The sequence below is a fragment of the Candidatus Sodalis pierantonius str. SOPE genome (assembly GCF_000517405.1).
GTDB classification, from domain to species: Bacteria; Pseudomonadota; Gammaproteobacteria; order Enterobacterales; family Enterobacteriaceae; genus Sodalis_C; species Sodalis_C pierantonii.
Window position 1 is genome coordinate 1,561,449 of the sequence record NZ_CP006568.1, and the last position, 12,035, is coordinate 1,573,483.

At 55.2% G+C, this 12,035-nt stretch carries 5 protein-coding genes and 6 pseudogenes; 1 reads left to right on the forward strand and 10 read right to left on the reverse strand.

Annotation, left to right across the window (positions count from 1 at the left end):
* Positions 1-36: 36 nt before the first annotated feature.
* From SOPEG_RS07970 to SOPEG_RS07985, 4 genes are all read right to left on the reverse strand, one after another.
* Positions 37-1,836, reverse strand: a complete 1,800-nt coding sequence (locus SOPEG_RS07970; RefSeq protein ID WP_158382346.1) for an alkaline phosphatase family protein — start codon at positions 1,834-1,836, stop codon at positions 37-39.
* A gap of 72 nt (positions 1,837-1,908) precedes the next feature.
* On the reverse strand, positions 1,909-2,592 hold the full coding sequence (locus SOPEG_RS07975; protein WP_025244947.1) for a GntR family transcriptional regulator: 684 nt from the start codon (positions 2,590-2,592) through the stop codon (positions 1,909-1,911).
* A 24-nt stretch (positions 2,593-2,616) separates the two neighbouring features.
* Positions 2,617-3,996 (reverse strand): MFS transporter, encoded by a 1,380-nt coding sequence (locus SOPEG_RS07980; RefSeq protein WP_025244948.1) that lies wholly within the window; start codon positions 3,994-3,996, stop codon positions 2,617-2,619.
* Positions 3,997-4,361: 365 nt separating this feature from the next.
* Entirely contained in the window at positions 4,362-4,601 is a 240-nt protein-coding gene (locus tag SOPEG_RS07985; RefSeq protein WP_025244949.1) for a hypothetical protein, read from the reverse strand.
* 33 nt (positions 4,602-4,634) lie between these two features.
* Between SOPEG_RS07985 and istA (SOPEG_RS26105) the strand changes: the two are divergent.
* Positions 4,635-5,339 (forward strand): annotated as a pseudogene (gene istA / locus SOPEG_RS26105) (IS21 family transposase); the annotation flags it as partial.
* On the opposite strand, the pseudogene SOPEG_RS24335 reads toward istA (SOPEG_RS26105), so the two are convergent.
* From SOPEG_RS24335 to SOPEG_RS08025, 6 genes and pseudogenes are all read right to left on the reverse strand, one after another.
* A pseudogene (locus tag SOPEG_RS24335) lies at positions 5,326-5,731 on the reverse strand (transposase); the annotation flags it as partial. The pseudogenes istA (SOPEG_RS26105) and SOPEG_RS24335 overlap by 14 nt on opposite strands.
* A gap of 146 nt (positions 5,732-5,877) precedes the next feature.
* A pseudogene (gene istB / locus SOPEG_RS08005) lies at positions 5,878-6,647 on the reverse strand (IS21-like element ISSoEn3 family helper ATPase IstB).
* Positions 6,648-6,658: 11 nt separating this feature from the next.
* A pseudogene (gene istA / locus SOPEG_RS08010) lies at positions 6,659-8,184 on the reverse strand (IS21 family transposase).
* Positions 8,185-8,528: 344 nt separating this feature from the next.
* Entirely contained in the window at positions 8,529-9,554 is a 1,026-nt protein-coding gene (locus SOPEG_RS08015) for an ExeA family protein (RefSeq protein ID WP_148297182.1), read from the reverse strand.
* Positions 9,487-11,148 (reverse strand): annotated as a pseudogene (locus SOPEG_RS08020) (transposase family protein). The gene SOPEG_RS08015 and the pseudogene SOPEG_RS08020 overlap by 68 nt, the downstream one beginning before the upstream one ends.
* Positions 11,132-11,691 (reverse strand): annotated as a pseudogene (locus SOPEG_RS08025) (recombinase family protein). Before SOPEG_RS08025 ends, SOPEG_RS08020 begins: the two co-directional pseudogenes overlap by 17 nt.
* Positions 11,692-12,035 lie beyond the last annotated feature (344 nt).

Consider the following 12,035-nt stretch of genomic DNA (forward strand, 5'->3'; position numbering starts at 1 on the left):
TGGGTGGTAACGCTTGTGATTTTCATGGAACCGTCCTTAGGGGCGAGCGTGACCATCCGCGAGAAGACTGTGGATCACGCGGCCATCCAGCGTCGCCAGCGGCAGGCCGAGTAAATGGGCTATCGCCGCCGCCGGATCCACCATGGTGTAAGGGCCGAGCGTTGCGCGATCGTGGTAGTAGCCGGCGCGCACGCCCGCCCCCATCATCACCAGCGCGCCGTAATTGGAGGACATCGCCGTCGCGGCGGTGGGTTTTTGCGGCCCGTGATTGGCCCCCGGCACCTCGACCGGGCAAATATCCTCCCCGCCGCGGCTTACGCCCCAGACAAAACCGGCGTTATAGGCAAAAACGATATCCCCCGCGCACGGTCCCCAAAAGCCGATGCCCGCCGCGTCGTCTTTCAATAGAGCTAGGCTAACCGCATTGCGCAATTTACCCTGCTCCAGCACATGCCAACTGCCCAAGGCGTGCAGCGTTTTGGCGCACACGGCATCGTAATCGGCTGACGACACGATGCCTGTCGCCTCGCGTCCGGTCAAATTGACGAAAATCTCCAGGCCGCCGCGTTCATCTTTCAAATAGACCTGGCTGCGCGCCATATCCGGTTTTAATTGTTCGTCCAGCACCACCAGCTGATGCTTCGCCAAGTAGCGGTAGATATCGCACATATAGGCGTTGGGCACCGCACCGTGATCGGACGCCAGCATCAGCACCGTTTCATCGTCCATCTGCGCCATAAGCTTGCCCATGGTCTTATCAAGGATCTGGTAGCAATCGCGCATCACCGCGTCATAGCGCGCCGCCTGCGCCGGATCAAAGAAGGGCGACGCCGGATCGCATTGACCGAGACAGTTATGGTGCGATTCGTCCACCAACCGATGCACCGTCGCCCATAGAGCATAGCCCTGCTGCTGGGTTAATGTCAGCGCCGTATCGGCGAGCCACAGCGACTGTTCATCCCCTTCCTGGTAGGTGGCCTGCGGGTAATCTTCCTGCGGCGAGGCTTTGACCACCCACTTACTGAAAAACGGCCCGGCGTGAGCCAGCAGCGCCCTGGCCTGTTCGGATGTGCCACACAGTTGGTCCGGGTCGGTGACCTGCGCTTGCAGAATCTCAACATCGTCGCGTTCGGGCCGGTAGCATCCCAGATAGAACCGCACGCTGCCGCTCACGTTGAGGGCGCGCAGTGAACACCAGGGGCTCCACTCGCCTTCGGCCAGCGCCACGGCCTGGTCGCCTATCCAGATCACCGGTTTTCCTCCTTGCTCGCCCAGGGGCAGCGTTAAGGTGTTGCCGCGCTGGCCCTGCAACATCAGCGCGTAGCGTCCGTCAGCGCCTTTTTCCAGCGGCTGCCAGGCGCCTTTATCATGGTAGGTCAGCGTGCCGTTGGGCGGCCAGCCAAGCTTTTGCTGCTTGATGTGTTTATCGTCGGTGCGCGCCTGATAGCGGGTGGTATGGCCCATGGGTTTAAAATGTTCGGCGGCCCAGAGTGCGCTTCTGCCCCAGTATGGCGCGAAACTGAAATGCCCGGCGTCGGCCACGACAGTCTCGGGAAAATGCACTAAGGCGGCTTTCAGCCCCTGGCGCGTCATCTGGTCAAGTAAATTGCCGGTCTGATGGTTATCGGCGGGCAGCGCCTGTCCGCGCCAGGCGGTTCCCAACCCTTGGCCCGCCATAAAGGCCACCCAGTTGACATCGCTCCAGGAGGAAATAAAGGGCAACAGCTCGGTCGCCGCCCCCTGTTGCAGCATCCGGGAAATATTCGGTAACGCGCCCTGCGCCGCGTAGCGTTTCAGTAACGGCATCGATAAGCCATCAACGCCAAACACAATCACTTTTCGCATACTCTCTCCTAAAATTCGCGCCGCCGGCCGCCCCTGCGGCGATTTGCCGTCGGCACCCTCGTGCTACAGCGCGTTAAACGTCTGGTTTTTTTGCAGCAGATCTTGCAGCAGGCTGTCGAGACTGCTGCGAATATGCCGACGCATGGTTTGCTCGACGCGATCTTCATCACGGGCTTTTAGCGCATACAAAATTTCCCGGTGCTCGCGCCAGGACTGTAATTTCCTGCCCGGCAAATTGCTGGCGATAACGTGAAATATGCGCAGACGTTCCAAATGAATCGCCATCATCGTGTTGATGAGCTGATTGTCGGCATAGGTAAAAATTAAATCATGCAGGGTATCGCCAGGATCGACGACCGCTTCTTCATTCGCCAGCAAAGGGGACTCCAGCGAATCGAGATAGGCCTCCATCTTCGTCAATGCCTCATCGCTGATACGCGCGGTCGCATGGCGTGCGCAAATACCCTCCAGCGCTTCACGGATCACAAACAGCTCCTGGATATCCCGCAATTTGATTTCGCTGACATACCAGCCTTTATGGCGTGTCAGCTCAACAAACCGCTCCTGCTGTAGCCGGTACAGCGCCTCACGAATCGGTGTACGGCTCATGTCTAATTTGCCGATTAGCCACATCTCGGTTAGCGAGCTGCCGGGCTGTAATTCCATATTCAGGATCATCGCTTTAATTTTCTCGTAAGCGATGAAACTCAACGATTGCTTGATTCTGGGCGTTTCTGCTGTCGACATCCTATAACTCCTTACTTCGGCAGGTTATGGTGTATCCGTGAGAATAAAACGTTTGATTTTTCCGACCACGAACAAGTAACAGAGCATCACCACCACCGCATGGGCAATCACAAACCAGAGTACGGCGTGAAACGAACCGGTCACTTGCAGAATGTATACGGTAATAACGGGAGTGGTGATGCTGGAGGAATTGCTAAAGGTATTCAGTACGCTACCCGATAACCCGGCAATTTCCTTCGGTACGGTGTCGGCGTTAACCGTCCAGCCCATGCCGCCAATGCCTTTACCCAAAAAGGACATCGCCATGATAAAGATGACCGCCGATTCAGAATCGGTGTAATTACACAGCACCATAATGCAGCACAGCACCATCCCGCCGACGATGGGGATTTTACGCGCTAACGACCGCGACATCCCACGGCGAATCAGCATATCGGAAACAAAACCGCCCATGATACCGCCGACAAAACCGCACATCGCCGGAATGGCCGCTACCATCCCCGCCTTCATGATTGACATATGCTTTTCCTGCACCAGGTATACCGGGAACCAGGTGATAAAGAAAAAGCCGATGGCGTTAAGACAATATTGGGCGAAATAGATCCCAAGCATCATCCGGCTGGACAGCAGTTGTTTCAAATAACTCAAGCGCGGTCCTTTATGGGCGGCGCGCTCTTGCTTGTTGGGGTCGATATTCACCAGCGCCCCGCCCTGCTCCATATACGCCAGTTCCGCCGCGTTGACCATGGTGTGGCGGTTGGGGCTATGCACCAGTTTGCGAAAGACCGGCAGAAAAGTGATGCCTATCAATCCCAGCACCGTAAAGACGGAATGCCAGCCATAGGTATGGGCCAGCCACCCCATCAGCAGCGCGAAAAACACCGTGGAACCATATTGGGCAGAATTGAAAATGGCCGCCGCCGTACCGCGCTCCGACGCCGGAAACCAGGAGGCGACAATCCGGCTATTGGCCGGAAACGAGGGGGACTCCGCCGCACCGACCAAAAAGCGCAAAATAAAAATGACCATTACCGCGGTTGCGCCGGTAACAAAGCCCGCCAACCCGGTCATCAAGGTGAAAAGCAACCAGAGCAAGATGCTCAGACTGTAAATCATTTTCGAGCCGAAGCGGTCCAACAGCCAACCGCCGGGCAATTGAAAGATGACATAGGCCCAGCCGAAAGCTGAGAAAATAAACCCCATGTCCACCACACTTAAACCCAACTCTTTTGCCATGCCCGGCCCGGCCCGGCCCGGCCCGGCCAGAGAAATGGACGCGCGGTCGGCATAGTTAATCAAGGTCACGAAGAACAACACCGCCACCACCATCCAGCGGACATTGGTTTTTTTGGCCCCGGTCGCGCTGCTCGCCGCCGCGACCGTTTCTTTGTTTTCCCATTGCATAGCGAACCTCTTTGGTTGACATCAGTCGATGCGCAGACACCCCGTGTCGACTCTTATGACCGTTGTAGACGTCTCCGTTTAACGCGAGGTACCGCTGGTCAATCTGACCACCATCGGGATAAAGGGGATCACTTGATTAAGTATTCATATTATATACAATACAAATATAATCTAAATTCTCACCGCTGACGCTGCAAGAGTCCGTGGAGAGGTTTACCTGAATTGTTTGAATTTTGGGCGAAGGATCACACATTGCCCGCGGCATGCCGTCCCTCGTACGGCGTGGACGTCATCCGCAGCCAATAGAGAATAAACGTGAATGGTCGGCTTAGAACAGAACTTAAAACTATATATTATGAATTCACCTAATTAAATTGCGCCCCGCCGTGGAAGGGTATTTTCTTATCGTCCGGCGGCCGCCGTGTTTGAGGCAGCCCGTCCTTGAGTTGAATCTTGCAGAGGTAATGAACAATGCGCGTAACAACCACAACACGTCCCGCCCTCATCGGCTGTGCCATGATGGCGATGCTCAGCATTTGCTGGTTCCGGTCACATCCGATCACTGATTCCGATTCTGTCCGATCGCTCATCTTCTGTTCCGCCATACTCTGGAGACTTTTAGCTTCCGGGGGCATGGCATGGCACGTAAAAAGAAGAAAGCGAGAACGGAAATGTGCATCTATATTAATGTCTTACGTATGAAATTCGAGCAGCGTCGCTCGAATCGCACTATCGCAGTAGCGCTCGGCATAGGCTGTACTACCGTGCACGATATCCTCGGCCGATTCACGGTAGCTAACCTGGTCTGGCCATTGCCGGCGGAACTGTCCCCCGTCGACCTCGACCGCCTGCTCTATCCCGGCAAATCCGGAAAAGTTATCAATACCTTACCCAGCTGGCTTGATAGGGCATGACCAAGCAGATGCTCTGGATGGAATATCAGTCCGCCGTGGGCGGTGATGCCCTCGGTTACTCACAGTTTTGTGCACTGTTCCGTGACTGGAAAAAGAAGCAGCGGCGTTCCATGCGCATGGAGCACAAGGCTGGCGAACAGCTCTTCATCGACTTCTGTGGCCCCACCGTACCTATTCGTCAACCCTGCAACCGGTAGCGTACGCCAGGTCGCTATCTTCGTCGCGGCCATGGGCGTGTCAGGCTATGCGTATATCGAAGCCTGCGAAGGCCAGGACATGGCATCGTGGCTCAACGCCAATAGCCGCTGCCTGCACTTCATGGGTGGGGTTCCGGAGCTGATGATACCTGATAATCTGCGCAGTGCTGTCAGCACCCCTGACCGCTATGAGCCGGTCATAAACCAGAGCTACCAGGCGCTGGCGAGACATCGGCGTCATACAGCTCTTTGAACGCGGCGGCGATCTCGCGGGTGGTCATCCCTTTGGCGTACAACGATAAAATCTGGTTATCCATCCCGGTAATCCGGGTCTGGTTCTTCTTCACCAGTTGCGGTTCAAAGGAACCGTCACGATCGCGCGGAGTACGCAGCGCCAGCGGGCCATCGCCAGTGGTAACGGTTTTTGTGGAATAGCCGTTGCGGGCGTTGGTCCCCCGGTTTAGGCTGATTTTTATCGTAGCCGAGGTGATGAGTCATTTCGGCATTGAGAGCTGCTTCGACGCTGATTTTTTTCAGCAGCCGATCGAAGTGACTGAGATCTTCAGGGGTTTTGAGATTTTTGGCCAGTTCGTTAGCCAGAGCCTGCAACTGTTTTTCGTCCATAAATTAACCTGTTTTTGATGTTGGATTGAACATATCAAAAACAGGCAAATACACAAATTTCTAAACAGGCTCAGTTATTCCGATATTTTCCGATCACCCATTCCAGTGATATTCGATCACGTGTTCGCTCATCTTCTGACTCGGGTTTAGTCTATTTTTCCTGTGCTGGCTACTCCTTGCTCTTTGCGTAGTGATTCGCCTTTAAGTTCCAGTCTATAGCTGGGGTGTACTAACCGATCGAGTAACTCGTCAGCTGTCGTGGGGTTTTCTATCAGTCCATACCATTTTTTCACCGGCAGTTGACTGATCAGGATGCTGCTGCTTTTGTCGTAGCGATCTTCCATCACCTCCAACAGCATCGTTGCCTGCATCGGACTTATTGATTCTAGGCCCACGTCGTCCAAGATCAGTAACTCTATTTTTTCTAACTGCTTAAGCTGTTTTAGATAGGTCCCGTCTACCTGACACTGGTGAAGATGGGCCAGCAACCGACCCACTCGCCAGTAACGCACGCTATATTGCTGCCGGCATGCCTGCTCACCAAGCGCACAACTGAGCCAGAAGCGCACAACTGAGCCAGGTTTTGCCCGTACCTGTCGGCCCCGTGATGAGTATGCTTTTCTGATATTTCAGATATTGTCCCCCTAGCAGATCTCGCATCTGTTCCGGTGTCACTCCTTCGGCTAGGGATATAACGGATATCTTCCTGTTTTGCCTGCAAGCGCATTTGCGATTGCCGTCGAATACGGCATATGTGGTTGTTTTTTCTATGAAAATTTTCCGATTCTACCATCAGCGACAACCGCTCCTCGAACCCCAGCTCCCCATAACTCCCCGGGAGTTCGCGTTGCGTCTCCAACGCCTGGACCATTGCCGATAACTTCAGCTCTCGCAGAGCCATTAACAGTGTATCCATATTTATTCTCCTTAGTGATAACTGTCCGGACCTCGGAGGTTTTCGTGAACCAGCATTGATACGCCGGCTTCGTCCTGGGTGACCTCACTTTCACGACCGTGTTTCAATACGTTGGCTATGAAAGAGCGGTTAATGCACCCTTTCTCCAACGCCAGCGCGCAGGCCTTCTCCAGTCGCGTCGTCTCATAGCGCCGTTGCAGATTGAGTAGCCCCAGCACGGAGCGGTAAGCCTGCTCCGGATGGGCTTTGCTCTTTTGGATGGACTCGACCACTTTCAGTGTGCACACACCCACCGACAGCGCCCAACTGCACAGCCTTTCCGGCGTCCACTGACTCTGCCCCTTATGGTTAGCCGGCATGTGCGCCGCCTGAGTCGTGTGCCTATAGGCGTTATCGCTGCGAGGGTGCGTAGCCACGCAGACGCCCTTATGGTGGATTTGCACCATCCGTTGGGTGGCGATGACGTCAACGCGCTCGCCAACCAGCGGATGCGGCACCGAGTACCAGTTTTTGCCGTAGTCTATGTGGTAATCAGGTCCCACTCGGGCAACGAGATACTCACTGTATTCCCATTGTGTGGGCGGTAGAGGCCCAAGAGCCGGTTTGTCCAGCTGCTCGAAGCGTTCAAGGCGACTTTGTCCGCCGTAATGACGCATCGGGCGTAGATTCAACTCATGATTGAGTTCTCGTATCACCTGGTTGAGTTCGGCCAGCGAGTAGAACCTACGTTTACGCAACCGGGCCAAAACCCAGCGTTCTACCAGCTGCACAGTTGATTCTGCCTTCGCCTTGTCTTTCGGTTTTCTCGGGCGCGCCGGTAGCACCACTGTCTCATAGTGATTTGCCAGCGCCTGGTAGCTCTGGTTTATGACCGGCTCATAGCGGTCAGGGGTGCTGACAGCGCTGCGCAGATTATCAGGTATCATCAGCTCCGGAACCCCACCCATGAAGTGCAGGCAGCGGCTATTGGCGTTGAGCCACGATGCCATGTCCTGGCCTTCGCAGGCTTCGATATACGCATAGCCTGACACGCCCATGGCAGCGACGAAGATAGCGACCTGGCGTACGCTACCGGTCGCAGGGTTGACGATAGGTACGGTGGGGCCACAGAAGTCGATGAAGAGCTTTTCGCCAGCCTTGTGCTCCATGCGCATGGAACGCCGCTGCTTCTTTTTCCAGTCACGGAACAGTGCACAAAACTGTGAGTAACCGAGGGCATCACCGCCCACGGCGGACTGATATTCCATCCAGAGCAGCTGCTTGGTCATGCCCTTGCGGCTTAACTCGGTATCGATATCAAACCAGCTGGGTAAGGTATTGATAACTTTTCCGGATTTGCCGGGATAGAGCAGGCGGTCGAGGTCGACGGGGGACAGTTCCGCCGGCAATGGCCAGACCAGGTTAGCTACCGTGAATCGGCCGAGGATATCGTGCACGGTAGTACAGCCTATGCCGAGCGACGCTGCTCGAATTTCATACGTAAGACATTAATATAGATGAACATTTCCGTTCTCGCTTTTTTCTTTTTACGTGCCATGCCATGCCCCCGGAAGCTAAAAGTCTCCAGAGTATGGCGGAACAGAAGATGAGCGATCGGACAGAATCGGAATCGCTGATCGGGCGACCGGAATCAGTGATCGAATGAAATCAGAATTAGTGATCGGGTGAAATCGGAATCAGTGATCGGATGTGACCGGAACCAGCAGCTGTAGCGAATCGCATTTGAAATCGCGTCAAATCGCATTTATCCCGTTTTTCTGCTCGAATTAACTGCAAATGAAAAACACGCTCTGCTCACATTAAATGCAACTGTACTCGCATTTATTCTGGCCGGCTTGCATTCCATTGCGCCGGAATCACAATAACTGCAAATCAACATCATTATATTGGCAACCCTACCGCCAGCATCCTGTCACGCAACTCTGCCGTTCTGGCCGGATCTAACTGATTACTGAATAATGCCCTGATTTCAGAAGGTTTTGCGTCAAACTGTTCCACCATATCCTTCAGACGGTAGCCGTGTCGCGTCAGGGTTGGCTCCAGGTCGTCAAGCTGCCGGGAAAGCACGGACTCAACCAGCGCAGCAGTAACCGGCTTTTCACCCGCCAGGTAACCGCCCTCCAGTGCCAGCGCCAGATGCTGTTGTACCTGCAATGGTGTGCGGAGTTTTGCGGCCAGCAGATCAATGGCATCGCTGGTCAGGATATCTTCAGGCTTTCCCTTACCGGTGCTGGTCTTCAGCAGCCAGTGGATATACTCACGCTGGCTGCCGGCGATCCCATCCAGGGTGAAAATATCGGTCCGGTAACCAATTTCTTCCATCGTCGGGCGGTGTAAATCATTGCGCAGCTTCGGGTGACCGGCCAGCACGACAGACAGGCGGCCACCACCATCCTCCACCACTTCCATCAGCCACTTGAGGCCGGTCAGGGTATTTCCGTTCAGGTCGTGAGCATCGTCAACGAACAGCGCTACCGGACGTTTTCCCTTTTTGACCAGCTCCTGGAGTTCACTCTCGCGTCGTTCCCCCTGTTTGGGGATCTGCACCTGTCTGTCCGGCGCCAGATCGTAAAACAGGGCGCTGATCAGCGTGGCAAGCCGGATATTATGTTTTTCCACCGAGAGTGAGCGGGCAACGATGATTTTATTTTCATCCGTCAGCTGTTGCTGTAAACATCGCAGTGTCACGGTTTTACCGCTCCCGACTACACCGCAGACAGCGACGAGGCGCCCTTCATGTATTGCGCCTTTAATGTCCTTCAGCAGCTGTTTATGGTGCGCCGTTTCATAATATCCGGCCTGATCGATGGGCCGTGTCAGCCCGTACTGCTCCATCACTTCAACCCGCATGATCTTCTCCTGATTGTCTGTTACGGAAATGAGCCCTGACGCGGGCGAGTACTTCACTGCGGATGAGGGTTTCCGCCAGAAGGCTGTCGATAAACGCCCGATCTTCGCCTGACATTCTGGCCAGAGAAATTGCCAGGTCACCGGCTATGGCCAGTTTTGCCGCAATAACCGTGGGGTACTGGTATTCAGACTCCGGGGAGATAAAAGGCTGATGGGGCAGCTCATGCGGAGTCTCCGTGCTGTCGCTGACCAGCCGGATATCACTCCCGGCGAGGGCACTGACGGGCAGGCCCAGTTGTGCGGCCAGGGCGTGAATACGGTCAGTGCGTTCTGCTGCCTTCCCCTGGCGGAACGCCCGGTAACGGTGCAACGGAACCGGGCCGGAGACCGGATAGTAAGGCCCCCATGTCTCACCGGCAAACTCGGCAAAAATTTCGTCATCGAACAGCCCCCACAGCAGAGTCACGGTTTCTCCGGTCATATCCGGCTCCACCTCCCAGACCGTGCCGTCAATCGTCACCCGCGCATCCACCCCCACCCGACGCGATTCCGGCTCGCGGGCAAAACGGCAGTACTGCTCCCTGGTGCACATGTCCCGCAGTTCGTCTTCCGGCAGGTGTGTCAGCCAGTCTTCCAGCCGGGAATGTTTTTCGCGGCGGTGGCGCTGGGCGTTATAGCGCGACAGGTAATGCCACAGCCATTCGTTGGCCTGCTGCTCCGTTTCCGGTTTGTGAAAGTAATACAGGGTCTCGTGGGCTTCCTTGACGGTACGAAAAGGTCGTTCAACCTTCCCCTTGGCCCGGGCTGTCGTCCGGGTACCATCCTTACCCGCCGGTACATGAGTCTGCCAGTCGATTTGCAGGGACTGCATCACGTTGCGGAAGACGCGGCTTTTGGCCACCGGACCATTATCAAGGTACAGCATGCGGGGACGACCGCGGAACGGGCAGTCCGGACTGGTCTTTGCTGACATGGCGTTAAACAGAAAACGCAAGGCGGATTCGGCATCTTCGCCGTACACGCAGCGGTATTCCTGCCAGGCGACACCACTACGGTCATCCACCACACTGAACAGCATCAGGGTGGGTTCACCCTTGGCAGGGTCGACCCACTCAGGGCGGTCGATATGTTTCAGGTCGGAAGGCGACATATCAAACTGTCAGCAGTCATTGCTGTATTCAGCCTGAAACCGGGTGGCCGGAGGTTCCCGCAGCAGGCGGGGCTGGTCGAGACGGTACAGTGAGAGCCAGCGGTTAATCATGGGCACACTCAGCACGCCGGCAGGTGCCCTGACGAGGCCCTGCAGTGTTTCCACGCCATACTCTTCAAGCAACTGTATTGCACGCCCGCTCGACAGATGGCGTCCAGCTTTGTTGGTGGTGCGCAGCTTCAGCGCGGCGATCAGCTCGCAGTAATATTCCAGGTCCGGGCGGGACATCACCCGCGGACGGCCATGATCCCGCCTGTGAGCCGTGCGGGGGCGGAGTGTGCGATGGAGGGAGCGGTAAACCGTGGTGGCAGACACGCCATACAGTTGAGCGACAGTGGCGATTTGAACGGCCCGTTCGGGACTTTTGGGCGGCAGACGATCAAGCCGCTGCCGCAGTTGCAACAGGGAGTATGACGGGATGGATTTACGCCGGCTGCTCATAGTTATCCAGCACCCGGTAGACCGATGCCCGTCCGATACCCAGCTGGAGGGCAATTGCCGTGGCGCCCATTTTCTCGTCCACATACAGGCGGTACACCTTGGCAGGATTAATGGCCGGTTTGCGGCCACGGTAAACCCCGCGCGCTTTGGCGGCAGCGATGCCTTCCATCTGACGTTCACGGCGCAGGTTGGTTTCAAATTCCGCGAACACACCCAGCATATCGAGGAAAGCCTTGCCGGCAGCACTCCTGGTATCCACCGGCTGCTCTGTGGCCCTGAGGGTGACCCCCGCTGATTCAGGCTGTAAACGATATCCTGCAAATCCCGGATGCTGCGCGCCAGACGATCCACCCGCGTCACCATCAGCGTGTCACCCGGGCACAGGAATTCAAGCAGCAGGCTGAGTTCTGTCCGGCCATCCCGGCTGCTGCCGCTGGCTTTTTCCGCACAGATAATTTCACAACCGGCGGCGCTCAGGGTCTGCGTCTGGAGAGTGAGGTCCTGTTCGTGAGTGGAAACGCGGGCGTAGCCGTAAAGTGCCATAATAATGAAAACTGTCTCGTTAGCCTTTAGATGATGAAAACGTAGCACCGGAACGAGACAAAACAACCCGGTGAGACAGAAAAACTGTCTCACCGGGTTGTCTTCTTTGAGTATACCCTAACTCGCTTACCACGGGCGAGAATTTATAGCGGGCTGGTGCGATTAGCCAAATTTGACTCGGTCATAGTTATATAATTTTTTTGCCAGTAAAAAAGGTTTATTGAACACATTTTCTTGTAAATAAGAAACCAGTGATATGCCATCAGGCAGGGATTGAGCATAATTTTTGAATAAATTTAAATGCTGTTTTTCATTTAATAAGAGCCTGTTTAGAAATTTGTGTA

Bases quoted from the DNA above. Each gene is read 5' to 3' on its own strand.
- SOPEG_RS07985 (WP_025244949.1), bottom strand. From the start codon at position 4,601: ATGGCGGAACAGAAGATGAGCGATCGGACAGAATCGGAATCAGTGATC.
- SOPEG_RS07975 (WP_025244947.1), bottom strand. From the start codon at position 2,592: ATGTCGACAGCAGAAACGCCCAGAATCAAGCAATCGTTGAGTTTCATC.
- SOPEG_RS07980 (WP_025244948.1), bottom strand. From the start codon at position 3,996: ATGCAATGGGAAAACAAAGAAACGGTCGCGGCGGCGAGCAGCGCGACC.